The sequence below is a fragment of the Streptomyces sp. NBC_01571 genome, from assembly GCF_026339875.1.
Classification (GTDB): Bacteria; Actinomycetota; Actinomycetes; order Streptomycetales; family Streptomycetaceae; genus Streptomyces.
The window spans coordinates 110,427-132,801 of the sequence record NZ_JAPEPZ010000003.1 but is presented as its reverse complement, the minus strand read 5'-3'; the positions used below and the strand labels follow the sequence as shown (position 1 = coordinate 132,801).

General features: G+C 68.9%; 22 protein-coding genes and 4 pseudogenes. 13 read left to right on the top strand and 13 right to left on the bottom strand.

Features of this window, described 5'->3' with window-relative positions; all coding sequences use genetic code 11:
* Positions 1–410: 410 nt before the first annotated feature.
* Positions 411–515: pseudogene (locus tag OHB41_RS48620) on the bottom strand (integrase core domain-containing protein); the annotation flags it as partial.
* Positions 516–748: 233 nt separating this feature from the next.
* Here OHB41_RS48620 and OHB41_RS48615 point away from each other — a divergent pair.
* Positions 749–1,708, top strand: a complete 960-nt coding sequence (locus OHB41_RS48615; protein ID WP_266708653.1) for a helix-turn-helix domain-containing protein — start codon at positions 749–751, stop codon at positions 1,706–1,708.
* A gap of 669 nt (positions 1,709–2,377) precedes the next feature.
* On the opposite strand, the gene OHB41_RS48610 is transcribed toward OHB41_RS48615, so the two are convergent.
* The 3 genes from OHB41_RS48610 to OHB41_RS48600 form a co-directional block, all read right to left on the bottom strand.
* Entirely contained in the window at positions 2,378–3,631 is a 1,254-nt protein-coding gene (locus OHB41_RS48610; protein ID WP_266708651.1) for an MFS transporter, read from the bottom strand.
* A 7-nt stretch (positions 3,632–3,638) separates the two neighbouring features.
* Positions 3,639–4,094 carry an ArsI/CadI family heavy metal resistance metalloenzyme gene (locus OHB41_RS48605; RefSeq protein ID WP_168532015.1) on the bottom strand — a complete coding sequence of 152 codons (456 nt, stop codon included), beginning with the start codon at positions 4,092–4,094 and terminating at the stop codon, positions 3,639–3,641.
* Positions 4,095–4,163: 69 nt separating this feature from the next.
* Positions 4,164–5,543: an NAD(P)-binding domain-containing protein gene (locus OHB41_RS48600; RefSeq protein WP_266708648.1), complete on the bottom strand. Its 1,380-nt coding sequence runs from the start codon at positions 5,541–5,543 to the stop codon at positions 4,164–4,166.
* 214 nt (positions 5,544–5,757) lie between these two features.
* On the opposite strand from OHB41_RS48600, the gene OHB41_RS48595 reads away from it, so the two are divergent.
* Positions 5,758–6,123, top strand: coding sequence for an ArsR/SmtB family transcription factor (locus OHB41_RS48595; protein ID WP_266708646.1), 366 nt, complete (start codon positions 5,758–5,760; stop codon positions 6,121–6,123).
* A gap of 146 nt (positions 6,124–6,269) precedes the next feature.
* A complete protein-coding gene (locus OHB41_RS48590; protein WP_266708644.1) occupies positions 6,270–7,013 on the top strand; it encodes a TIGR02391 family protein in 744 nt (247 codons plus the stop codon).
* A gap of 22 nt (positions 7,014–7,035) precedes the next feature.
* Here OHB41_RS48590 and OHB41_RS48585 read toward each other — a convergent pair.
* The 5 genes and pseudogenes from OHB41_RS48585 to OHB41_RS48560 form a co-directional block, all read right to left on the bottom strand.
* A pseudogene (locus OHB41_RS48585) lies at positions 7,036–7,233 on the bottom strand (pyridine nucleotide-disulfide oxidoreductase); the annotation flags it as partial.
* 210 nt (positions 7,234–7,443) lie between these two features.
* On the bottom strand, positions 7,444–7,869 hold the full coding sequence (locus OHB41_RS48575; RefSeq protein ID WP_266708643.1) for an IS5 family transposase: 426 nt from the start codon (positions 7,867–7,869) through the stop codon (positions 7,444–7,446).
* Positions 7,870–8,044: 175 nt separating this feature from the next.
* Positions 8,045–8,392: a VOC family protein gene (locus OHB41_RS48570; RefSeq protein ID WP_266708641.1), complete on the bottom strand. Its 348-nt coding sequence runs from the start codon at positions 8,390–8,392 to the stop codon at positions 8,045–8,047.
* A 173-nt stretch (positions 8,393–8,565) separates the two neighbouring features.
* Positions 8,566–8,958 (bottom strand): annotated as a pseudogene (locus OHB41_RS52210) (alpha/beta fold hydrolase); the annotation flags it as partial.
* A gap of 7 nt (positions 8,959–8,965) precedes the next feature.
* Positions 8,966–9,718 carry an SDR family oxidoreductase gene (locus OHB41_RS48560; RefSeq protein WP_266708639.1) on the bottom strand — a complete coding sequence of 251 codons (753 nt, stop codon included), beginning with the start codon at positions 9,716–9,718 and terminating at the stop codon, positions 8,966–8,968.
* Positions 9,719–9,805: 87 nt separating this feature from the next.
* Here OHB41_RS48560 and OHB41_RS48555 point away from each other — a divergent pair, with 87 nt between their 5' ends.
* A complete protein-coding gene (locus tag OHB41_RS48555) occupies positions 9,806–10,396 on the top strand; it encodes a TetR/AcrR family transcriptional regulator (protein WP_266708637.1) in 591 nt (196 codons plus the stop codon).
* A 775-nt stretch (positions 10,397–11,171) separates the two neighbouring features.
* Here the strand turns inward: OHB41_RS48555 and OHB41_RS48550 are convergent.
* Positions 11,172–11,339, bottom strand: a pseudogene (locus OHB41_RS48550) (TerD family protein); the annotation flags it as partial.
* A 261-nt stretch (positions 11,340–11,600) separates the two neighbouring features.
* The gene (locus OHB41_RS48545; RefSeq protein ID WP_266708635.1) at positions 11,601–11,786 is read right to left on the bottom strand and encodes a hypothetical protein; all 186 of its coding nucleotides are present in this window, start codon (positions 11,784–11,786) and stop codon (positions 11,601–11,603) included.
* Between the two features lie 303 nt (positions 11,787–12,089).
* On the opposite strand from OHB41_RS48545, the gene OHB41_RS48540 reads away from it, so the two are divergent.
* The 5 genes from OHB41_RS48540 to OHB41_RS48520 all read left to right on the top strand — a co-directional run bounded on the left by OHB41_RS48540 (position 12,090) and on the right by OHB41_RS48520 (position 17,397).
* Entirely contained in the window at positions 12,090–12,623 is a 534-nt protein-coding gene (locus OHB41_RS48540) for a hypothetical protein (protein WP_266708633.1), read from the top strand.
* 44 nt (positions 12,624–12,667) lie between these two features.
* The gene (locus tag OHB41_RS48535; protein WP_266708631.1) at positions 12,668–13,681 is read left to right on the top strand and encodes a hypothetical protein; all 1,014 of its coding nucleotides are present in this window, start codon (positions 12,668–12,670) and stop codon (positions 13,679–13,681) included.
* Positions 13,682–13,700: 19 nt separating this feature from the next.
* Complete coding sequence (locus OHB41_RS48530; protein ID WP_266708629.1) at positions 13,701–15,035, top strand: Dyp-type peroxidase; 1,335 nt, start codon at positions 13,701–13,703, stop codon at positions 15,033–15,035.
* Positions 15,036–15,093: 58 nt separating this feature from the next.
* Positions 15,094–15,978: a bile acid:sodium symporter family protein gene (locus OHB41_RS48525; protein WP_266708627.1), complete on the top strand. Its 885-nt coding sequence runs from the start codon at positions 15,094–15,096 to the stop codon at positions 15,976–15,978.
* Positions 15,979–17,073: 1,095 nt separating this feature from the next.
* Complete coding sequence (locus OHB41_RS48520; RefSeq protein ID WP_266708625.1) at positions 17,074–17,397, top strand: DUF3024 domain-containing protein; 324 nt, start codon at positions 17,074–17,076, stop codon at positions 17,395–17,397.
* A gap of 12 nt (positions 17,398–17,409) precedes the next feature.
* Here the strand turns inward: OHB41_RS48520 and OHB41_RS48515 are convergent, their stop codons facing one another.
* Positions 17,410–17,886 carry a single-stranded DNA-binding protein gene (locus tag OHB41_RS48515; protein ID WP_266708623.1) on the bottom strand — a complete coding sequence of 159 codons (477 nt, stop codon included), beginning with the start codon at positions 17,884–17,886 and terminating at the stop codon, positions 17,410–17,412.
* A gap of 73 nt (positions 17,887–17,959) precedes the next feature.
* On the opposite strand from OHB41_RS48515, the gene OHB41_RS48510 reads away from it, so the two are divergent.
* Together OHB41_RS48510 and OHB41_RS48505 are read left to right on the top strand one after the other, a co-directional pair.
* Positions 17,960–18,172, top strand: coding sequence for a hypothetical protein (locus OHB41_RS48510; RefSeq protein WP_266708621.1), 213 nt, complete (start codon positions 17,960–17,962; stop codon positions 18,170–18,172).
* Between the two features lie 442 nt (positions 18,173–18,614).
* Positions 18,615–19,958 (top strand): endonuclease domain-containing protein, encoded by a 1,344-nt coding sequence (locus OHB41_RS48505; RefSeq protein WP_266708619.1) that lies wholly within the window; start codon positions 18,615–18,617, stop codon positions 19,956–19,958.
* A gap of 628 nt (positions 19,959–20,586) precedes the next feature.
* Here OHB41_RS48505 and OHB41_RS48500 read toward each other — a convergent pair.
* A complete protein-coding gene (locus tag OHB41_RS48500; protein ID WP_266708617.1) occupies positions 20,587–20,994 on the bottom strand; it encodes a helicase associated domain-containing protein in 408 nt (135 codons plus the stop codon).
* 753 nt (positions 20,995–21,747) lie between these two features.
* On the opposite strand from OHB41_RS48500, the gene OHB41_RS48495 reads away from it, so the two are divergent.
* Positions 21,748–21,984, top strand: a complete 237-nt coding sequence (locus OHB41_RS48495; RefSeq protein WP_266708615.1) for a plasmid mobilization protein — start codon at positions 21,748–21,750, stop codon at positions 21,982–21,984.
* Positions 21,981–22,355 carry a fic family toxin-antitoxin system, toxin component gene (locus OHB41_RS48490; protein ID WP_266708613.1) on the top strand — a complete coding sequence of 125 codons (375 nt, stop codon included), beginning with the start codon at positions 21,981–21,983 and terminating at the stop codon, positions 22,353–22,355. Before OHB41_RS48495 ends, OHB41_RS48490 begins: the two co-directional genes overlap by 4 nt.
* The last annotated feature ends 20 nt before the right edge of the window (positions 22,356–22,375 follow it).

The following is a 22,375-nucleotide window of genomic DNA, read 5'->3' as shown; positions in this document are numbered from 1 at the left end:
TCAACGGGTTCACCGGCGGCGAGGATGGCCGGGCCGCTGCGGGCTCTGGGCAGGGCGGCGGGTGCGGGCTCGGGACCGGCCGGACGGGCGCCGTAGCGCATGGTCAGGTAGGCGAGGTCCTCCGGCCGCAGCCGGGACGGGACCGTGGTGACGAGGTGCCCGTCGAGGAGGAAGTGGACGCTGCGGTGGTTCGCCCAGACCGTCAGCGTCCGGCCGGCCAGTGCCTGGTGGATGCCGACTCGCTGTCTGCCCGTGACCAGGGTGATCTCGCCGCTGGGCGGCACCCGCACGTCGAACTCGATCGCGGTGCCCTGCGGGGGCAGGACCGGCGGTTCGACGACCTCAATGGACAACTCCGGTTCGGCAACGACCTGTTCGGGGTGCTGGTCACCGCCGTGGACGGCGGCATGGGGACGGAAGAGACTGACCGGGGTAGCCATGCTCAGGGCCTGGTGCGGGCGCTGGTGGTTGTAGGCGTCCACCCAGCCGTCGATCGCTTCCTGGGCCGCGGCCAGCCCTTCCGTCTCGGGCGGAACTCCCGGAAGGCGGCGCCATGTTCGAGGGTGTGGTGGTGAGCGCCGACTCCGCTTTGCAGGGAGGGCTCCCGCACCGCTGGACGTTGGCAATTGCCAACGGAAGAGTCCGTTCCGGCTGCCTGCGATCACGACGGCATGGCCCGTGATCAACAGCGGCTACCGCATGGCAACCTGCGTTCCATCACAGTGACGTGGAACCGGAGGCATCGCGCGTGGCGGCAAAGAACAATCCCACCATCAGGAGGCGCCGTCTGGGGGCTGAGCTGCGGCGGCTGCGCATGGACAGTGGGCTGAAGGGCAGGGAAGTCGCTGAGTGGCTCATGGTCTCCCAGCCCAAGATCAGCCGTCTGGAAAGCGGCGAGCGCGCCATCAGCCCCCGCGATGTGCGCGACCTGTGCGTGCTCTACGGAGTGACGGATCCCCAGGTCATCGATTCGCTGATGGAGATGGCCAGGGAATCCGGCGAGTGTGGCTGGTGGCATGCCTACGGCGACATCCCGAACAGCGTCTACATCGGCCTGGAGACAGACGCCGCCTCCCTCCACGCCTACGAGCCCATGGTGATCCCCGGCCTGCTGCAGACCCCGGCGTACGCCCAGGCGGTCATCGAGGAAGCCCTCCCCGAGATCAGCGTCGAACAGGCTGCCGCACGTCTCAAGGTACGGATGCGCCGGCAGCACCGGATCTACGACCCGGGCCGCCCGTTGCGCCTGTGGGTCGTCCTGGACGAATCGGTACTGCACCGCGTTGTCGGCAGCCCTGAGATCATGCGTGAACAACTGGAGCACCTGAAGGCACTCGGCACAGAGCCGCATATCAGCGTGCAGGTCCTCCCCTACACGGCAGGCGCCCACCCGGGTCTGCCGGGACAGTTCTCCATCCTGGGGTTCGCCGACAGCGCCCAGACAGGAGTGGTGCACCTGGAACGGTTCACCAGCGACCTCTACCTGGAGAAACCCTCCGACGTGCAGTACTACAGCGTGATGCACGCCCACCTCCAGGCCCGGGCCCTCGAGCCCGCAGACAGCCGCGACTTCATCACCGACGCCACCAAGGCATTCGTCGACACAGCGGGCTCGCCCGGAGTGCCGTCCGCAGGAACCGGTCGCGGCCGCGTTCCTCCTGCTGACGCGGGCGTGGACGACGTCGCCGATGTCATCACCGTGTGCTGATCCTTGCGCATCGGCTGCGTAACGTCTCAGTCTGACGCGTCGCCCGGCTTGTCTTCCGGTCGGCAGATGATGGGCGGCGACGGGCGCCCGGTCACCGGTCTTCGGCGGGATCCGCGGGCCGCAGTCAGCGTCCCCGGAGGTCGTGACGGGCCGGGAACATCTGTGGCCGTACGCCGGTTACACCATGCGTGGTTGTGAAGGGGACAGTGTCCCCGGGCCTCACCCATTGCCCATGAGGACGATCGTTCGGCTGAAGCCTCATGGAGCCTTTCGCCGCGTAGGCGACCGCCCTTCACGACCATGCGCATCGACAGCCCCGGCCAGGACCGACACTGGCCGGGGCTGCTTGTGTATCGATCATGCGGCTGCCGCGGGGTGTGGGATGCCGTCGAGGTGAGGTCGGTGCGGGTGCGGTGCCAGCGTGCGGGCTGCCGTCACCGGCCGGCGCCCATTCCAACTCTTGACGTGGGTGTATTCCATTGCTGTTGTCGCTGGATGCCTGCCAGGCGCCGCGTACGCACGGTGGCGATCTGATCGGCGAGCACCTGACGGACATCGAGCGGCGTCTGGCCGGGTTGCGCGCGACGCGCACGGTGCTGAGGGATCTGGCCCGGCGGGCCGTGGCGACCGCCTCTGCCACGTGCCCCCAGGACAGCATCTGCACCGTCCTTACGGAGGGTCCTTCCTGATCCGCCGTCCACACGCCGGGGGTTTGTCGGGAGGTGTGGCCGCGGCTGCAATGAGGGCGGCCATGGCGGAGATGAGCGCGAGCACTGTGAACAGGTGCGGGTAACCCCCGAGAGGTGCGGCCAAGGCGGCACCGGCGAAGGGCGCGAGCGCTGAGGCTGCGGTTACCGGGGCCGTGAGGAGCCCGGACAGGTGGCCGTAGTGCGTCGTTCCCCAGCGGTCCGGGAAGGCGGTGGCCTGGAGCAGGGTGATGTTGCCGCGGACCATGCCGGCCGCGACGGAGAGTGCGGTCAGCAGTGCGTACGGGCCCGGGACGAGGGCGAGTGCTGCGGTGGTCGCGCCGCCGAGGGCGATGAGGGTGACCGTGCGGGTGGTGGTTGTGCTGTGGCGGGTGAGGGGGGAGTACAGGGTGCGTCCGAGGGTCTGCCCGGCGCCGCCGAGGCCGAGGGCCCAGGCGGCTTGGGAGGTGGTGAATCCGCGTTCGAGCAGGAGGGAGACCAGGTCGACGACGACCGCGTACACGGTGAACGCGGAGAGGGTCAGAGCGCAGGCCAGCATCCAGAACGGTCGGCTCCGGGCGATGGCGCTCACGCCGCCGCCTGCGTGAGCGGGGGCCGGAGGCGCCGCCGGCCATGGTCCTTTGAGCGCGAAGGCGTGGGCGGGGATGGTGATGGCGGCCAGGAGCAGGGCGAGGACGGTGTACGTCGCTCTCCATGAGAGGTGGTCGGTGAGGGCTGCGGTGGTGGGGGCGAAGATGGTGGAGGCGAGGCCGCCGGCGAGGGTGACGACGGTCAGGGCGCGGACGTGGTCGGGGGCGTACCAGCGGGTGAGGGCGGCGAAGGCGGGCTGGTAGAAGGTGGCGGCCATCGCGGCTCCGGCGAGCAGCCAGCCCGCGGTGAAGAGGGGCAGGTCGGGTGCGGCGGCCACGACGAGGAGGCTGAGTGCGCCGAGGGGGGAGCCGGCTGTCATCACGGTGCGCGGTCCGTGGCGGTCGATGATCCGGCCGACGCGGATTCCGGCGAGGGCGGAGACCAGTAGCGCGGCGGAGAACGATGCGGTGGTGGCGCCGGTGGGCCAGCCGGTGGTGGCGGTGATCTGGGGGTTCAGGACGGGGAAGGCGTAGTAGAGGATGCCCCAGCTGGTGATCTGGGTGGCGCACAGGGCAGGCAGTGCGGCGCGGGGCCGTGACCGGACCCCCGTCCCGGTCACAGCCCCGCTGGTGTGGAGTTCGGTCATCGGCGGATCAGCAGCAGCCGCCCGCGGGGGCTGCTTTCGCGTCGGTCTCGGTGGGGGCCGTGCAGCAGGTGCTGCCCTGCTGTTTGGCGAGGGAGTCGGCGTCGGCCTTGACGACGTAGACCTCCCACGGTTCCTGGCCGGGGCCGTGGACCCAGACCTTGTCCTGTACGGCGTAGCAGCAGGTGGTGTCGTTCTCCACGTCCGTTGCAAGGCCCTGGTCCGCGAGGCGGGTGGTGGCCGCGTGGACGGCTTCGGTGGATTCGACTTCGACGCCGAGGTGGTCCATCCGCGTGGCCTCGCCCTCGGGGCCTTCGATCAGGACGAGCTTGAGCGGGGGTTCAGTGATGGCGAAGTTGGCGTAGCCGTCGCGGAGTTTGGCGGGTTCGGTGCCGAACAGCTTGCTGTAGAAGGCGATGGACGCGGCGAGGTCGGGGACGCGGAGGGCGAGCTGTACGCGGGACATGACGATCCTCCAGCGGTAGAGGGTGGTCGCGCCCCGGCCCGTGGAAGCCGGGGCGCGGTGCGGGTCGGTTCAGCAGCACTCGCCGGTCGAGGGCTCCTCGGCGGCGGCAGCGGCGGGGGTGCTGATGCCGATCTGGACGAGCTCGGGGGCCGGAGCGCAGCAGCCTCCCTCGTGGTCCTGTCCGGCGGCCGGGGCACCCGTCAGTCCGCTGCCGCCGCATACTCCGGTCTCCGGGAGGGTGAGTTCGACGCGGTCGGCGGATTCGAGGTCGCCGGCGATGGCGGCGGTGACGGAGCGGATCTGTTCGTAGCCGGTCATGGCGAGGAAGGTGGGGGCCCGGCCGTAGGACTTCATGCCGACCAGGTAGATGTCCTGTTCGGGGTGGGACAGTTCGCGGTGGCCGTGCGGGTAGACGGTGCCGCAGGAGTGCTGGTTGGGGTCGATGAGCGGGGCCAGCGCGAGGGGTGCTTGGAGACGTTCGTCCAGGCCGAGGCGGATCTCGGAGAGGAAGGTCAGGTCGGGGCGGAGGCCGGTCAGCACGACGGCCTCGTCGACCGGGTCGAGACGGCGGCCGTCCTCACCCACCAGAACGAGACGGCCGTCGGTATCGCGGTCGATGGCTTCGGTACGGAACCCGGTGACGGCGTCCGCATACCCGTTGTCCACGGCGGCCTTCGCGGCGAGCCCCAGGGCGCCGCGGGCGGGGAGTTCGTCGGCTTCGCCCCCGCCGAACGTCGAGCCGCTGATGCCGCGGCGCAGGATCCACACGGCGTGCGTACCGGGCTCGTCGTCGGCGAGGTCGGCGAGGGCGGCCAGCGCGGTGAAGGCGGAGGCGCCGGAGCCGATGACAGCGGTGCGCCTGCCCGCGTAACGGGCCCGCACCACCGGGTCCTCGAGGTCGGGCACACGGTGAGTGATGCGGTCGGCTGCCGCCTTCTCCCCGAGCGCGGGCAGGCCGCCGGCTCCGGCCGGGCCGGGTGTGGTCCAGGTGCCGGAGGCGTCGATGACGGCTCGGGCGAGGACGCGCTGCTCCGCGCCGTCAGCGGTGGTGAAGTGCAGGACGAAGGGCTGCTTGTCCCGGTCGGCGTCGACGACGCGGTCGCGTCCGCTGCGCGAGACGCCGGTGACCTTGGCGCCGTAGCGCACGTGGTCGCCCAGGACATCGGCCAGCGGCTGGAGGTAGAGCGCGGCCCACTCGGCGCCTGAGGGGTAGGTGTCCGGGGCGGGCTTGGTCCAGCCGGTCGGCGCGAGAAGCCTTTCCGCGGCCGGGTCGGTGACCTCGCCCCAGGTGGAGAAGAGCCGGACATGGCCCCACTCGCGTACCGCGGCCGCCGCGGCCGGCCCGGCTTCCAGGACCAGGGGCTCGACGCCGCGCTCGACGAGGTGGGCGGCGGCGGCCAGTCCGGCCGGTCCGGCTCCGATGACAACGACGGGAAGCTGGTCACTCATGGCGCAAGGTCTCCTCGGACACGGGGTGGTGGCAGGTGGTGCGGGGTATCGGTCGGCGGGCCGCGGACAGGAACGCTGTCAGACACGACCGGGGTCGCCCGGGAGCGGATCGCGGGGCTCGGTGTCTGCAGGCCGCCCCCTTATATCGACGTGTATCGATGTCTTTCGATATACGGAGCTTGTCACTGGTATCGATGAGTGTCAACATAGACGCATGTCGAATTCTCAGGTGGTGGAGCTCCCGGTGCTGCCGGCCGAGTCGGTCGTCCCGTGCTGCCCGCCGATCACGTCGGCCGAGCTGTCCCAGGCCGACGCGGAGCAGATGGCCGTCATGTTCAAGGCGCTCTCGGACCCGGTGCGGCTGCGCCTGTTCTCCAAAGTCGCCTCGCACGAGGGCGGCGAGGCGTGCGTGTGCGACATCCAGGACGTCGGCGTCTCCCAGCCGACCGTCTCCCACCACCTGAAGAAGCTGCGCGAGGCCGGGCTGCTGACGTCCGAGCGGCGCGGGACCTGGGTCTACTACCAGGTCGCCCCCTCCGTGGTGGCGGCCATGTCCGCCATGCTCGACCTGCGCTCCTGACCGACGCTCTACGGGATGCGCCGCCGGTTCACGCAGCCCTGACGGCAGTGAGGGGTCTGCGTACGCAAGTGCAGAGGGCGCCGCGGGGCACCGGATGAGCGGGAAATTCCCGCCCAGGTGTCAGTGAGGCGCGGCACGATGACCTTATGACCATCGATATCCCCTGGGCGCGCAACGAGTTCGATGAGTTCCTCAAGCTCACGGCGTTGCAGCGAGCACAGGATGTACCCGGCGTCGTCGGCGGCACCAACCGACTCGTGAATCGCGGAAGACCCTCAGAGATTGTGGCCAGTGCCCATGTGGTGGAACAGATTCTCGACCGGGTTCTCCCGCGTTGGCGTCAAGAGGTGCCTGACGACAAGAACAAGACCATCAACCGCTGGTACCAGCATCGTGAAGCCGTCCAGCGAGCGGATGCCGCCCTCACGCGGGACGAAGAGGTACGAGCGCGTCTGGGGGACGATGCTCCGCAGGCCAGCGCAGCGATGATGCACTCCTGGGCGTGGGACGGTGCCCGGGCTCTGTGGCGCAGCGGCCATTTCCGGGAAGCGGTCACCGCTGCCGCCAGGAAGGTCAACGCCGAGACGCAGAACAAGGTCGGCCGCCGCGATCTCAGCGAGACCAAGCTCTTTCAGAGCGCCTTCTCAACGAACGCGCCCAAGGCAGACGAGCCACGCCTGCGTCTCATGACCGACGACGGCAGCGACACCTTCCGCAGCATCCACCGGGGCGCCATGGCCTTTGCCGAGGGCTGCTACGCCGGCATCCGCAACCCCAACAGCCACGAGGACGGCCTGCCTGAACTGCCCGAGCACGAGGCACTCGAACAGCTCGCGGCGTTCAGCGTTCTCGCCCGCTGGGTGGACACGGCAACCCTGCTGACGATCTGAGGCAAGCACGCCGGTGCGCTGCTCAGCGCACGAGTCCTGCGATCTCGTGTGCGGCTTCGCGGGCCGGGCGGCCGACGCCGATGAGGGTGGCGGAGGCGGGGCCGGTCCAGTCGCCGTAGCCGAGCAGGTGCAGGCGTGGCTCGTCGGCGGCCCGCGTTCCGCGCGTGGCGATGCGGCCGCGCTGGCCGCGGAGTTGGAGCGGGGCGAGGTGGGCGAGGGCCACCGCAGCTGCTTGACCCGATAGCTGCATGGGGTGTCTTGTCGGCACGCACTCTGTCCGGCCGCTTGCGTGGACGCCCCAGTCCCTGCCGTGGCACCCGGATGTTCTCCAGGACCGGTTCGAACTGCGGGGAATCCCCGCGCTGCCCGGCCGTGATCACAATCGACATGGGCTTCTGCCCCTGCTCGACCGCGAGATGGACCTTGGTGGTCAGACCACCTCGCGAGCGCCCGAGACCGTGGTCGTCCGGCTCGACCTCAACGCCGCCGGGCGGCTCCTTCTGAAGATCCCCCTTTTGACCGCTCCGGCAGCGTGCTGGTGGGCGCGGCAGATCGTCGAGTCGACACTGACATCCCAGGTGATCAGGTCCTTCACGTCCGCCTGGGCCTGCAGTTCGGTGAAGACTCGCTTCCACGTGCCGTCGCGCTGGCGGCGCCGGAACAGGTCGTAGACCCGATCCCACGGCCCGTACCGCTCGGGCACATCCCGCCACGGCGTCCCGGTCCGGGTCCGCCACCGTATGCCGTCGACCAGCTGTCGCCTCGGCCATATCGGCGGCCGGCCAGGCTTCATTCCCTTCGACAACAACGGCTCCAGTCTGGCCCACTGCTTGTCCGTCAGATCTCCACGCGCCACAGCGCATGAGCATTCCACGACCAAGATCGACTTTCGCAACAGGCCCTAGTTCTCGCGCAACGAGGACGGACGATCTCCTGGTGAAGCCGGGTACCTCAGACCTCAGGTGGTGGCGGTGCTCTGGGGCCGGCTCGACACCGGCTTCAGAGCACCGCAGTGGTGCTGGACACAAGGCTCAGGCGCGAAGCTGCATGTACTCGAAGACGGAGCCGTCCGGGTGGCGGGCAACGATCCTGGTGCCGTTGGGAACTTCGTTGGGCGCTTCGAGGATCTCGGCGCCCGCCTTGCCGAGGGCCTCGAGAACGGGGGCCAGGGAGCCGACGATGACGGTCCCGTTCTGCGAGACGTAGTTCTCAAGCGGCCCGGAGTAGAGCAGGAAGGGCCCTACGAGTGCCAGCTCAAGTTCACGGTAGGGGAATCGGCGTACCTCCGTCTCTCCGGTCAATTCCTGGTAGAGAGGGATCGCGTCCTCAAGGTTTTCTACCTCAACGTTTGCGACCATTGCGTGAATGTTGCTGCTCATGGTGGTGCTCCCTTTTTTGGGTTATGGATCTGGCTGGCGGCATCGCCGGTGCACTTTTTGGCGTGCAGCGGAATACCTCATCACCGGACGGTGAAAACCTTTAACTGAGTGACGCTTAAACAAGGGTTTGAGCGACGCCTGCCTCGCAGGCGTCGTAGGCGCGGCAGGAGGAGTTAGGCGGGGATGTCCGGCACTCCGTTCGGCAGCATGGCGCGTGCAGCCCGGACGAGTTCCAACGACTCGCGAAGGAGCTTGATCTTCCCGTTCTCGGCCACGAGGCGTCCGGCGTAGGTCTGCGTGAAGGGGCGGCCCGTGACCGTGGTCCTCTCCACCGACCATTCCCCGAAGACCTTCGCCTCCGTCTTGAGCATCAGCGGCGGGATCGCGCTGAGCAGGACGGCCTTCGCGATCCGTCCGGTGCCGTGGCGGCCGATGTACCGTGCCACCTCACCACCACCGGTGGAGTGCCCGACAAGGATGACGTCGCGCAGGTCGAGGCCCTCGATCAGCGAAGCCAGGTCGTCGGCGTAGGTGTCGAGGTCGTTGCCGTCCCAGGGCTGCCCGGAGAATCACTCAGACTTGATTCAGTCCACCGTCGACGTAGAGCTCGGTTCCTGTGACGAAGCTGCTCTGGTCGGACGCGAGGAAGAGTGCTGCCGCAGCCGCCTCGGCAGGGTCGCCCATCCGGCCGAGGGGCACCTGCTGAGCGAAGAAGGCGCGGAGCGACTTGGCCTCTTCCTCGTTGGGTGCCAGGCCGGTGATTGCCGGGGTCTTGATCGGTCCGGGCACCAGAGTGTTGACGCGGATGCCACGGCCGCGCAGCTCGTTGGCCCAAGTGCGGGAGAAGGAGCGGACGGCGGCCTTCGAGGCGGCGTAGACGCCGAACGCTTCTCCGCCGGTGGTGGCGGCGGTAGAACCGGTCAGGATCACGGACGCACCGTCGTTGAGGAGCGGCAGCGCCTTCTGCACGGTGAAGAGCGTCCCCCGGACGTTGACGTTGAACGTGTCGTCGAAGTGCTGCTCCGTCACGTCCTCCAGGGCTGCGAATTCCCCGCTGCCCGCGTTCGCGAAAAGCACGTCGATGCGGCGGCCCTGCTCGGCGACGATCGCGAAGAGCCGGTCGAGGTCGGCCGGGCTGGCTATGTCTCCGCGGACGGCGGTGACGTTGTCGCCGATCTCGGCCACGGCCGCGTCCAGCGCATCCTGGCGCCGGCCGGTGATGATCACGTGGGCGCCTTCAGTGGCGAAGCGACGTGCTGTGGCCAGTCCGATTCCGCTGTTGGCGCCGGTGACTACTGCCACCTTGCCTGCGAGTACTTCCGTCATGACGTGCCACTCCCTAGTTCTTGACTCATTCGTCCACAACGCTAACCGTTGTGGACGAATGAGTCAAGAAAGCGTAGTCTTGCCCGCATGGCACGACCTCGGAAATTCGATGAGCAGCAGGTGCTCGAGACCGCTCGGGAGCAGTTCTGGGCGGGCGGGTATGCCGCGACGCGCATGGACGACATCGCCGCGGCGACGGGTCTCGGCAAAGGGAGCCTGTACGGCGCGTTCGGCGGCAAGCAAGAGCTGTTCCACCGCGTGTTCGACGAGTACTGCCGCGCGATCGTCGACGCCACCGCCCAGCAGCTGCGCGGCGACGACAAGAACGCGTACGCGCGGCTGTCCGCTTACGTCCACGCGGTGGCCGCGGCCACCGCCGCAGATACCGCCCAGCGCGGATGCCTCCTGGCCAAGGGCGCTGCCGAGCTGACTGAACACGACAAGACGGTGGCCAAGCGGGCGCACACCGCCATCGAGGCACTGCAAACGTTGCTGGAGGACGACATCGCCGCCTGCCAGCGCAACGGCGACCTCGCCGCGGACACGGACCCCGGAAAGCTGGCCGCGCTGGTACTCGCCGTACTACGCGGCATCGAAGCACTGGGCAAGGCCGGAGCGAACGAAAAGACGCTGACAGACATAGCCGATAATGCCCTCGCCGTCCTGCCCCGCCCGTGAACTGACAGCCCCGCCACGCCGTCGGGGCTGCAGGTAGGGCCTGACGTGCAAGAAGTCCGGGACGGTGTGAAGCAGCGTCGCGGGAAAGCCTCGAATCCCCGAATTTCTCCGGGGCCGGGCCGAATCCGCCACCACCAGGGGCGTCCCGTCGTCCGCCCGCTGGTCCGGCCCGGGTCCGGAAGGGTGCAGCGTTCGAACTCCTTGTCGATTGTCTCCATTAGGGGGCCCAGGTCTGCCTGGGGTCCTTCGGGCAGATGCCGCAGGGCCAGGTCGTCCCGGCTGTCCTCGATCTCGATGCCGGGACTCCCGCCGAGGCCGGTCAGTTGTCGTCTCGGCTGCTTGAATGCCCACTCGAACCGGCTGAGGGCATTGGCAACCGCGTACCGCCGGAGGTGCTGGGCGTCAAATACGGCGTACCGCCGTCCGAGTCCGAGCCCATGCACCCGGGTGTGGACGGACCGGCATGTGCCTGGGCGGCCGCTGCTGTTCAGCGCGGACGGCCGGGGGGAAGCTTACGCGGCATCGCTCTTTCGGATCAGAACCGTGTCGTCATCCTGCCACGGCCTGAGCCCTCGGAGGGGGACGACGGACTCGGCTCCGTCTCACCGAGAGGCCCGCAGGCGAACAGCCCGCCGGCCGGCTCGCGGCCCGCGGTGAACGCGCCGGGTCCGCCGGGGGAGGCCGGCGATGCGGAAGACGCGCTCGCCCGGTGAGGTGCGGGCTGCTTGTGACATGACGGGTCAGGGACGCTGCCCGCCCAGTACCTACATCGTGGTCATACGTTCACGCCGAAGTCCTTGATGATGCCTCGCAAGCCTGAGGCGTAGCCGTGCCCTCCGACCTTGTATGTCCATCCCGACCTGGTCCGGTGCAGCCTGCCCGAGATTACAGCTGTCTCAGTGGCTGCCGCTTTGGAGAGGTCGTAGCGGCCGATCTCCAGACCGCTGGCCTGGTCGACGACGCGGACGTAGGCGCTGGAGAGCTGGCCGAACGCCTGTTGATGGAGACGGGGAAGACGATCTCCTTGATGTCGGTCGGTAGGGCGGCGAGGTTTTGTCCCCGGGCCTCACCTCCAGCCCATGAGGACGATCGTTCGGCTGAAGCCTCATGGAGCCTTTCGCCGCGTAGGCGACCGCCCTTCGCGGCCATGCGCATCGACAGCCCCGGCCGGGATCGACACCGGCCGGGGCTGCTTGTGTATCGATCACGCGGGCGCCGCGGTGTGCGGGGTCTCGGCGAGGGTGAGGACGGTGCGGGCGGTGCCGGCGTGCGGGGTGGCGTCATTGGCTGGCGACGTCGGCGCCGACTTCCACCGCGAGCCCGGTTCATCAGTGCGGTGTCCCGTGTGTCCGGGCTGCCGCACACGGTGGAGAACGACCAGCGTGTTCATGGATGTCTGGGTTGCTTTACTGCGAGCAGTCCGGCGATCGCGGCATCTGCTGTCAGGTGCGGGGCAGTCGGGTTGCGGTCTCGAGGTAGAAGGTGTCGATGCTCTGGACGGCCTGCTCGGATTCGGCCAGGTTGACGGGCTGCAAGATCCTCAAGTGCGAGATCGTGGTCACCGCCCGGTGAACCACGCGCCGACGGACCGCCGTGGCTCTCCTCCGCCTCGCTGCTCCCGAGGCGGGTGGATGTGGTCCGTGGGAATATGAGACGAATTGTTTCCGGCCAGTAGATGGCGGCAGGAGCGGACATGGAGATCAAGCCGCAGGCGGCGGTCATTCCCAAGGACACCGCCCAGTTCGAGCAGGGGAAGTACGGCCCTGTTTTTCCGAAGACGCCGGCGTGCTACGGGTTCACGATCGTCGCCAGGGTGAAGCCCGGCCGCGCCGACGCGATGCGTGAGTACGGCTATGCCTTGGCCAAGGCTTTGGATGGAGACCCCCACCTTCTCGCACCATTGAAGTTGCACTATCTGCGCTGGGTGCTTTTCGACGACGACACGCGCTTCATGTATCAGGGGATCTTCGACACCGACTTCGACAAGTACACCGAGGACGCCGTCGCGCTTTTCGGCAAGGCGGGGGTGAATACGGCCTTCGAGAACCTCGAAGGATTCCCTGAGGACTGGCGGACCAATCCCGATGCGTTCGTCCGGTTCGTGCGTGAACACCACTGTCCCAGCTTCATCGAGTACGGGGAGTACCCGTACGTGACCGCTGATGAGATCAAGAAGGCTCTGCGGATCAAGAACGCCCTGTCGGAGATGCTCGACCAGCTGCAGTGAGAGCGGGCCGCCGTGTGCTCGTCCCACCGCGGATCGGAGACGAGATGAGCGAGGTCAGGACGGCACGCACCTACAACCAGAACCACATCCCGCGCGAACGCACCCCTGGCCGGCGACGGGTGAGCATCTACGTCGCGTGGAGCTATCCGGCCGAGGCGGGCAGGAATCCGGCTGAGCTGGACAACAGGTTCTCCACGCTGACGGAGGTCAGGCGGGTGGCGTGGCCTGCCTACGAGGACCCGAAGTGGTCCGACCCGATGCATTTCCAGCAGGGCATCGCCGGCTCGCTGGAATTGTTCTTCTGGGCCTGGGTGCCGTTCCAGGAGTTCGTCGAGGAGGTCACCGGGCACCCCGTCCCGGTGTATCAGCGCATCGACCAGGCCGGCTTTCGGACTCCGCTCGACGAGCGCGTACTGGCCGACACCGACACCCTGTTCGTGTTCGGGCTGGACCACATGGTCACCGGGCAGGAGGCCCAGCCCGAGGAGGTCGAGGCACTGCGGGCCTTCCTCGGCCGAGAGGACGCCTGTCTGGTCCTGGGGCCCCACCATGACGTCGGGGCATCGGACGATCTGGCCGCGCGGGACGTGGAGTACCGCCATCACGGCGATCCCCTGGTCCCCCGCCAGCAGCGGTTCGCCACATACGTCCGGGGCTTGATGCGCGGCCTCGGGGTGCCGGTCGAGAACCGTTACGGACTGCGCCCTGCGGTGCGGGAGAAGAACAAGATCGCCCCGCTGTCCACCGTCGGGGACCTGGACGCCAAAGGGTGGCTGGAGGGGGTGACGAACTTCAACTTCCACATGCATCTGCCGCACTACGCCGTGACGACCGACGAGCCGGATGCGATCCATGTCCTGGCAAGGCAGCCGATCGACACCTCCAGGCCGCACCCGTTCACCGATGCCGGCAACACCGAGTTCAACATGTTTCTGTGGATGCCGCCGAGCGGTGAGCGGGCTGGCGATGTGCTGCTGGCGGACTCCACGATCTTCAGTTCGCTGTTCGGAGGCGACGAGAGTCTCAGGAACTTCTGGCGGAACCTCGTCTCGAAGTAGCGCCACATGGAGGTGGACCGTGAGCGAGCCCACGCAAGTCGCGTTGGAACTCGACGACGTCCAGCGCGGGGCTCTCAGCCCGCGGCCGACTCCCTACGCGGCGACATATCTTGTGTTCCGCGTCGATGACCGGGCCGACGGTCGGGAACTGATGCGACGCGCGAGCGCGGTGGTGACCTCTGCCGCCGACCCGGTCAGCCCTTTGGGGGACACGTGGGTCAGTGTCGCCGTCACCTGTCACGGCCTGGCGGCGCTGGACGTGCCGCGCGGATCATTGGACACGTTCGCCTGGGAATTCCGGCAAGGGATGGCCGCCCGGGCCACAGCGCTCGGCGATGTCGGCGAGAGCAGCCCCGCGAACTGGGAAGCGCCGCTGGGCACGCCGGATGTCCATGTGGTGCTCGCGGCGGTCGCGCCCGACGTCCCGCGGTTGGAGGAGGCCGTCGATCGGGCCCGGCCCGCGTACGACCGCCTCGCCGGTGTGACCGCGATCTGGCGGCAGGACTGCTACGCACTGCCCACCGAGACCGAGCACTTCGGCTATCGCGACGGCGTCAGCCATCCGGCCGTCGAAGGAAGCGGCATCCCCGGGTCCAACCAGCTGGAGGTGCCGTTGAAGGCCGGAGAGTTCGTGCTCGGCTATCGGGACGAGATCGGCGGGATCCAGACCCCGCAGCCGGAGGTGCTCGGGCGCAACGGCAGCTACGCGGTCTTCCGCAAGCTCCACCAGGACGTCGCCGCGTTCCGACGCTATCTGCGGGACAACGCCACCGACCCCGACGACGAGGAACTGCTCGCGGCCAAGATCATGGGACGCTGGCGCAGCGGAGCCCCCCTCGCTCTCAGTCCGCAGCACGACGACCCCGCTCTCGGTGCCGACCCGCACCGCCGCAACACCTTCCTGTACGAGCGCGACGATCCGGCGGGATTCATCACGCCCGGCGGCTGCCACATCCGCCGGGCCAACCCCCGCGACGCCTCGGTGGCGGGAGAGGTGCGTTTGCACCGCATGATCAGACGCGGTGCCGTCTACGGTCCGCCGTTGCCCGAAGGAGTTCTGGAGGACGACGGGACCGACCGCGGCCTGATGTTCGCGTTCATCGGAGCCCACCTCGGGCGGCAGTTCGAGTTCGTCCAGTCGCAATGGATGAACGACGGCGTCTTCTTCGGCTCGGGCGACGCCAAAGACCCCGTCACCGGATCCCACGACGGCGTCACCGGCTTCACGATCCCCAGACGGCCGGTGCGACGACGCCTTGCGGCCCTGCCGCGGTTCGTCGTCACCCGCGGCGGCGAGTACTGCTTTCTGCCGAGCCTGAGCGCCCTGCGCTGGCTCGGCGACCTCCGGGACTGACAGGGCGGCGACGCGCACGCCGGCACTGCGGCTGCTCCGCCGGCCGAGGGGAATGCTCATGGACACCCTGCACATGCTGTTCAACGCCGTCACCGTGATCTTCATCGCGGCGACCATGTTCGCCGCCGGGCTCGGGGCCACCATCCCGGCGCTGCGCGGCATCTTCACCAACGTCCCGCTGCTGGTGCTCGCGCTGCTCACCAACATGGTCGTCATCCCGCTGCTGGGCTGGGGCATCGGTGCACTCTTCAGCCTCCCCTCGGCAGCGTTCATCGCACTCGTCCTGGTCGCCTCGTCCCCGGGCGGGCCCTTCGGGGCGAAGCTCGCCATGGTGCAGAGCGGCGACGTCGTCGCGGGCGCGGCCATGCAGGTGCTGCTCGCCACCGTCGGCAGCCTCACCTTCGCCCCGACCGTCAACGGCATCCTCACCGCCGCCGACCTCGGCAAGGACATCTCCCTCGATGTTGCGACGCTGGTACGGACCGTGGCCCTCCTGCAACTCGTACCGTTCGTCATCGGCCTGCTGCTGCGCCGCTACGCCGCGCCCACCGCACGGTCGTGGCACCCCGCGGCGGCCGCGGTGTCGAACGTGACCTTCCTGATCGTGCTGGCGGGCATGCTGCTCGGTAACTGGAGTGACGTGGTGGCACTCCTCGGCTCACTCGCCCTCCTCGCGGGCTTCTTGCTCGCAGCCGCCGCCTTCGCCGTCGGGACCCTGCTGGCGACAGGTCCGTCGGTGCGCCGCACCACGATGGGCGGCGTCGCCGCAGTACGCAACGCGGGGCCCGCCTTGGCCGCGATCGGCATCGCCTTCGGCGACCAGCCCGCCGTCCTGGGCGCGCTCGCCGCAATCTTGCTCAGCGGCCTGGCAGCAGCCCTCCCCATCGCCACCGTGCTCAGTGGCCGCCGAAGCCGCCCCGCAGCACCAGACGACACGCGCTGACCAGGCTGCACGCTGTTCCGGGCGGCCCGGTCACGCTGGTGTGTCTGCTTGGTCCACATGGTCTCCGGTGTGGTGCAGAAACTGTCGGTGGACGTGCGGGTCGAGGTCCATGCGGCGGGCAAGATGGTGACTGCCGTGGTGCAGTGCCCCACGGCAGTCACCCCCCACGGCTGAACACCGGGCCCGGACGTTGACGTGGACGTGTCCTGGGCAACGCCCTGTACGTTGACCGCCAGACACGCGTGCACGTGTGTCAGTGGTCCCGGATCCGTCTCCGGCGTCGGGCCAGGACCACGAACCTGCTGCCGGGCTGTGGCCGGCAGCAGGGGGCCCCGGGCAGTCATGGCCTGACCCTGGCTCAGGGCCTCCAGCCGGGTTCGGCCGCCGTCCTGGTGACGGGTGATGAGAGCGGTGTTAGTCCTCAGGCGGCGGCCGACAATCCGGCGTTACAGCGTGTTGCATTATCAGCTCTCGCCCCCCGCGGTGGCCGCGACTTCATCACCGTTACCAATGCCTTCATCGATGCGGCGGTCTAGTCCTGGTGCTGGCCGCAGGGAGCCGGTGGCTGCCCGGCTTCTCCTGTTGACGGGGGCGTGTCCGGCATAGTGCCGTGAGCGTTGGTCATGTGACACGCGTGCATGGTGTCGGTGGTCCCTGTCCGTCTTCCGCGTCGGATGGAGGGCCATAAAACCTGCCGGGCTGTGGCCGGGCAGCTGGAGGCCCTGGGCAGTCATGGCCCGAAGGCTCAGGGCCTCCAGCCCGCGGTGCTCGCTGGCCAGCGTCGGCGTGACGACGATGACCGGTGCTCTTCTCGGCGCTGTCACAGCAGTTCCTCCACCCGGCTGTGCACAAGGCGCCGAAGCCACCCGAATCGGCACACACGCCGTCATCACGGTACTACGAACTCTGCGGGGGACCGTTGCCACACGGGCGCTGTCTGAAGCAGTGCTCGTGGTGCTTGCAGCGTTGCAGGCAGAAGGCATTTCGATGAGGGGAGGGGACTGGCTGCGCTGGCTACGATGGCGGCGTGGTGGCCCCTTTCGGCGGGACGGGCGGCCGCTGCGGGCGCGGGGAGAGGCTTTTACCGTGAGGGACGTGAAGATCTCCGAGCTGGACCGGGCCCGGCTGAAGAAGTGGGCCGGGCAGCGCATCCCTGAGCATGCGAAGGCGGAAGTTGCGGTGGGGTGCGCGGTGCGGGGCAGTACCGCTGTGATCACCGAGGAGCGTGCGCCGTGGGACGGGGTCGGGCAGTGGACCTCACGTCGGGTCGCTCGGTTGCGGCGTACTGATGAGGGATGGCAGGTGGACGGGGCGGACCGCAACGGCCGCTGGTATCCGTGCGATCACCTGACGGCCGTCCCGTCCCTGGACGAGGCCCTGACTGTTCTGGATGATCCGCGGCATGCGTTCTGGGGTTGACCGGGCTGCTGGTCAGAACGGGTGCGGCTCGGCGGGTGCCGGACTCGGGGACGACTGCGCGGAAGCGGAATCGGGTACTGACCTGGCCGTCGGCGTGGGCCCGCTCTGGGACGGCATGCCTTGGCCGTAGGCCTTGGTGACCTGGGCGGTCGCGTAGGTCAAAGAGGCTGCGACCTCGTCGGCGTCGATCTCCACGGTGATGCGGCGGACGCCCTCTTTGTCGTCGAAGGTGCGCTGCCTGAGCCGTCCGGTGACGATGACCCTCATGCCTCGGGTGAGGGACTGCGCGGCGTTCTCGCCGGCCTGGCGCCAGAGCGAGCAGCGCAGGAACAGCGGGTCCCCGTCGATGAATTCGCTGCGCTCGCGGTCGAACACGCGGGGAGTGGAGGCGATGGTGAAGGCTGCCACGGGGATGCCGGAGTTGGTGTGCCGCAGTTCGGGATCGGCGGTCAGGTTGCCTACCACCGTCACCAGCGTCTCGCCTGCCATGCCGTCACCCCTTGCCTCTTGCTGGAACATGCCACCGTATCGGCCCTGCGTGGGCGCTGGCACGATGACCGCTATGGCAAGCGAGGAGAACGACCTGGAGACGGCGGCCGTCGCACTGCGTGAGGCGCAAGCGGCGGTTCACCTGGCCCGCCGGAAGCTGACCGCGGTGGTGGTCAGCGCGTACCAAGCCGGGGAGCCGGCTGCCCGCATCGCTGAGCGTACAGACATGAACGTGATGGAGGTTCGGAACCTGCTGGCTGCTACTGGCACCTCGCGCCGCAGATGAGCATGGATGCGGAGTCTCGGACGCATACTCACACAGGACTACCAGCGGGCCGTCTGTCCGGGGCTGGGGCTCATCAAGGGCGAGATCGGCGCAGGGACGGTGTCCGGTGTGCGGTGTGTCCGTCTCGGTGCGCAAACAGACCGAGACGGTGTACTGCTCGCCGAAGTGCCGTACGAGCGCGTGGCGAAAGCACGGCCTTTCTCGTCGGTGATGACAGCGGCTTTGGCCCGGCCCGCGACTCCGTTGCTCAATTCGTCCGGGCTCGGGGACCGCTGATGCGCGAGGGTGACTTGCCCGGTTCTTGACGTTCTGATGGTGAGGCTGCGGGCACGGGAGGTGCTGACGAACCAGATGCTCAGGAATATGGAGTTGCGGGCGGCGGCCCGGCTGACCGAGGAACTTGGAGACCCGTTGCCGCGTTGCAGGCCGTTAGCCTGCCGGTATGTCAGAGCGTGTCATGCCCGGTCGCACGGACGGCCTGATCACCCTGGGTACAGCGGACGCTCTGTGGGTCGACTTGACGGCCGACAGTGCTGTGCCGACGGTTTCTGGGGCATTCACCTGCTCTCCTACCCATGCCCGGGCGGGCTACGTCCTGCTCGGCAGCCATGTGGTGGCGACGGTGAGGGCGAGCGGCGGTCAGTGGAGTGTCCCGGAGGCTGAGGTGCGCCGGGCCGCCGCGGAACTGAACGCAGTGGGAATGGACCGGCAGGACCTGGTCCGCATCGGTCCGTTTCGTGGGGCGCCGAGGCAGGAGTGCAACGAGGAGACGCCGCTGCGTTGGCGCCGGCGCATCACGCGGGAACTGCAGGAGCCGGGCGGCCCCGCGCGGGCAGCACGACGTGAAGTCGGCCGGCCGTACCATCTGGCGGGGATCGACTGGCGACAGATACTCGTGGAACAGACCCGCGACGGGACGCAGCGCACGTGGTGGCTGCCGCGCGCTGTGGTCAGGCTGCTGGATGCGGCCGAGCACACCGAAACGCAGTGGGTACAAGCCGCGCGGACCCGCCAGGCAGGCGCAGCCGCAACCGAGCCACCCTCCTACCCCCGGCAGGCCCGAGACGCCGGCGGTCGGCAGACGACGAGCCCCGAGGACCCCACCGCCTCACCGCGCCCGTACAACAAAGAGCTGGAAGGCCAGCGGTACTCGGTGCTCAGCAGGAAACCCGGTACCTCCCGCAGGGTGGCCGGGTGGGCATGCGCCGTCTGCCGCACTGCGCCCGCCACCGTCCTCGACCACTGCCACGAACACGGCTACGTCCGCGCCCCCCTCTGCCAGTCCTGCAACACACTGGAACGCCCCGACCACCTGTACAGCAACGACATCCGCGTGGCGAACCGTTACACACGCCTCTTCCACACCGCCACCGACGACTGGCTCCGCCACTGGCACCGCTGCCCCGGCTGCCGCGCACGCACCACCCTGCCCCTGCCGCACCTCGCCGCATGGACCGCCCACACAGCCTGCCGATCGCTGCGCCCGACCCACCGCGCCCCCCGCGGGCGCAAGCCCTGCGGTGTCCTGCGCGTGTCCTGGACGGGCAGTCACCAGGCGCCCCGTTCCTGCCTGCTCACGGTCGCCGTCGACTTCTGCCCCTCCGGCGAGCACCGTGTCCTGGCGCGAGTCCCCTACCGCGAAGCCGCCGAGCGGTTTCGCACCTGGCTGGCCGAGACGGCCCCTGCCGTGGCCGCCGCGGCCGGTCCTGACCGCCTGGACGGCCTCCCTGCCCAGTTCCGGCCAGTCATCGTGGACACCAGCGGCGAGGGCCCAGCACTGTTCTGAGCGAGCACCGGGAGACCTGACGCCCCCACGTCACCTCGCAGCTGCCGGCCCCGACAGGGTCACCCCGCACGCCCCAGCGAAACGCGCAGCAGAGTTACCCCGGACCCTGCTGCGCAAATGCAGGACGTGGCCGGTGATGCGACGGGAGGCGCTCCTTGAGGCCCAGGCGCCCGGTCGTGCGGGCCGGATTCCGGCACCCGCTTTGATCGGCTAAGGAATAGCGCAACAGAGTCACCCGCCAGCCTCGGCACGCAGCGGCCGCGGCGTTCACGCAGCTGGGAGTCCTGCTGAGCCATCCACCGCGACGCCAACTCGGCGCTGGGAAACCCAAGTCGGCGCTGGGAAATACCCGTGCAGATACGATGCGAGACAGCCGTACGGGCAAAGGATCGCTTCACAACCATCCAACCCGTACGGCTCTCCTCACGTTCCCGACGCTCACGCCAATCTTCTGCGTCAAGCGAGAGTCCATCACTTCTTGTGGATCAGGCGTGCACAATGGGCGACCCACCTTCCTCCCCGTGGACGCGTTTGCGGGAGGTGGCTTCCTGCTGCGGTCACCGTGGCAGGCCAGGGCGGTCGCCTTGCCGTTCCCTCGCCGGGGCGGCCGCCTACCGTCCCGGCGGCCCTACCAGCGCATGCCGAGAGCGTCGAGTTCCGCGCGGCGCTCGAGGGGAGTTTCGAGGCCCCTACGGCGGGTGTTGTCGAGGAACCCACCCAGTTTGACCGGGACGCCCCCGACGTCTTCGACGTGCTTGCGCGGCACGTTCAAGTGCCCCTCGCGGGCGTGGAACTGACGAGCCACAGCGAGATGGCCGGCCCACCGGTCGGCTTGCGTGCGGCGTGCAGGCGGCTGCTCCGCCTCGCCGGCGGGCTCCAGTCCCAGGACGCTGTCGAGCATCCACTGCTGCGCGGGCGTCAGCGCATCCCAGCCGACCCGCTGCGCCATCGTCCAGGCTCCGAGGTCCTCGCCCTGCACGAGCACCTCGCCCGCACGTACGGGCAGCGCCCCGCCGGCCGGAGGTGGAAGCCCCACTGCCGGTCGATTCCCCAGGCAGGGCACCACGCCGGATCGAGCCCGTCCAACGCCTCCGTACGGCTCTCCGGCAGTTCCCCGGCACCGGGCCCCCTGCATCGCCAGTTGCGCGCCGTTCAGCGCTGTTGCCAGACGGAGGTGAGCGCTGCGACGGGGTCGGTGTCGGCTGGTGCCGCGGGCCACCATTCGCCGTCGTCGTCCTGGAGGTAGGGGTACCAGCGAGCGTCGGGGCCCAGACGCAGCTGCTCCCCGCACGCGCGGGGATGGCCCCGCGCTGCAAGACAACGTTCACCGGCCGGTAGTCTGCTCCCCGCACGCGCGGGGATGGTCCCAACGAGCACTACGGAATCTGGGGCGGACTGGACTGCTCCCCGCACGCGCAGGGATGGTCCCGGGTGGAGCTCGTCGCCGGTGTAGAGGAGGCGCTGCTCCCCGCACGCGCAGGGATGGCCCCATCGACGCAGTGCCCACTGAGCTGTGACCTCGTTGCGGTCATCTCGGTGGGTGCGGCTGTCATTGTCGTCCTCGCTGACTTCATTTACAGCCAGACCGACGCCACCGAGGGCACTCCTCGGCCCACGCCGTCCTTCTCCGCCACCGCGAACCGGTGACCGACAGGGTGACGTGACGCGGTTTCACAGCCTCAGCCGTGCCACCTCACCCCCTCACCCCCTCACCCCGTCCCGGGCGGCCCGGAGACCGGCATGCCTCAAAGCGGTTGTAGCGCCCAGTACAGAGCGCTACGCTCCCCGTATGAAGCAGATCAATGTACGAGTGCCCGACGAGATCCACGCCGGAATCGCAGAGCGCGCCGAGGCCGCAGGCCTGTCTGTGCAGGAGTACGCCAAGCAGGTGCTTGCTGACGAGTCCAACGACCTGCGGCACCGCTTCCTCCACGCGGGCGCGCACTTTGCGGACGCCTTCGGGGACGCCTTCACCGAAGAGTTCGGAAGCCCGGCCGCCAACCGTGGGCCGGCGGCCGCCGCGTGATCGTCCGCATCGACCGCGCATGGCTCCTCGACCTTGCGCACCGGCATATCCCCGGGGACCCGGACGTCTCCGACTTCGGCACACTCGCGGCCGCGGCCACACGGCACGCCGACACGGTCATGGACACCCCCGTCTACAGCGAGTCCCACCACCGGGCAGCGGCGCTCATGCACCAGCTCATCCGCTGCCCGGCCCTTGACCACTCCAACGAACTGTTCAGCGCGGTCGTCGCTGCCTCCTACCTCTCGGTCAGCGGCGAGATCCTGGACGTCCAGCCCAAGCAGGCCGCCGGCCTCGCGGCCCGTGCCAGCCACGACGGCTTGGACGTACGAAGCATCGCCTCCGAGATCAAAACGTGGATCGCCCGCTGAGCGGAGGCAGCGCCGTCACG

Coding starts and splice junctions, on each gene's coding strand:
- OHB41_RS48610 (WP_266708651.1), bottom strand. CDS start 3,631: ATGACCGAACTCCACACCAGCGGGGCTGTGACCGGGACGGGGGTCCGG.
- OHB41_RS48605 (WP_168532015.1), bottom strand. CDS start 4,094: ATGTCCCGCGTACAGCTCGCCCTCCGCGTCCCCGACCTCGCCGCGTCC.
- OHB41_RS48600 (WP_266708648.1), bottom strand. CDS start 5,543: ATGAGTGACCAGCTTCCCGTCGTTGTCATCGGAGCCGGACCGGCCGGA.
- OHB41_RS48595 (WP_266708646.1), top strand. CDS start 5,758: ATGTCGAATTCTCAGGTGGTGGAGCTCCCGGTGCTGCCGGCCGAGTCG.
- OHB41_RS48590 (WP_266708644.1), top strand. CDS start 6,270: ATGACCATCGATATCCCCTGGGCGCGCAACGAGTTCGATGAGTTCCTC.
- OHB41_RS48570 (WP_266708641.1), bottom strand. CDS start 8,392: ATGAGCAGCAACATTCACGCAATGGTCGCAAACGTTGAGGTAGAAAAC.
- OHB41_RS48560 (WP_266708639.1), bottom strand. CDS start 9,718: ATGACGGAAGTACTCGCAGGCAAGGTGGCAGTAGTCACCGGCGCCAAC.
- OHB41_RS48555 (WP_266708637.1), top strand. CDS start 9,806: ATGGCACGACCTCGGAAATTCGATGAGCAGCAGGTGCTCGAGACCGCT.
- OHB41_RS48545 (WP_266708635.1), bottom strand. CDS start 11,786: ATGAACACGCTGGTCGTTCTCCACCGTGTGCGGCAGCCCGGACACACG.
- OHB41_RS48540 (WP_266708633.1), top strand. CDS start 12,090: ATGGAGATCAAGCCGCAGGCGGCGGTCATTCCCAAGGACACCGCCCAG.
- OHB41_RS48535 (WP_266708631.1), top strand. CDS start 12,668: ATGAGCGAGGTCAGGACGGCACGCACCTACAACCAGAACCACATCCCG.
- OHB41_RS48525 (WP_266708627.1), top strand. CDS start 15,094: ATGGACACCCTGCACATGCTGTTCAACGCCGTCACCGTGATCTTCATC.
- OHB41_RS48515 (WP_266708623.1), bottom strand. CDS start 17,886: ATGGCAGGCGAGACGCTGGTGACGGTGGTAGGCAACCTGACCGCCGAT.
- OHB41_RS48510 (WP_266708621.1), top strand. CDS start 17,960: ATGGCAAGCGAGGAGAACGACCTGGAGACGGCGGCCGTCGCACTGCGT.
- OHB41_RS48505 (WP_266708619.1), top strand. CDS start 18,615: ATGTCAGAGCGTGTCATGCCCGGTCGCACGGACGGCCTGATCACCCTG.
- OHB41_RS48495 (WP_266708615.1), top strand. CDS start 21,748: ATGAAGCAGATCAATGTACGAGTGCCCGACGAGATCCACGCCGGAATC.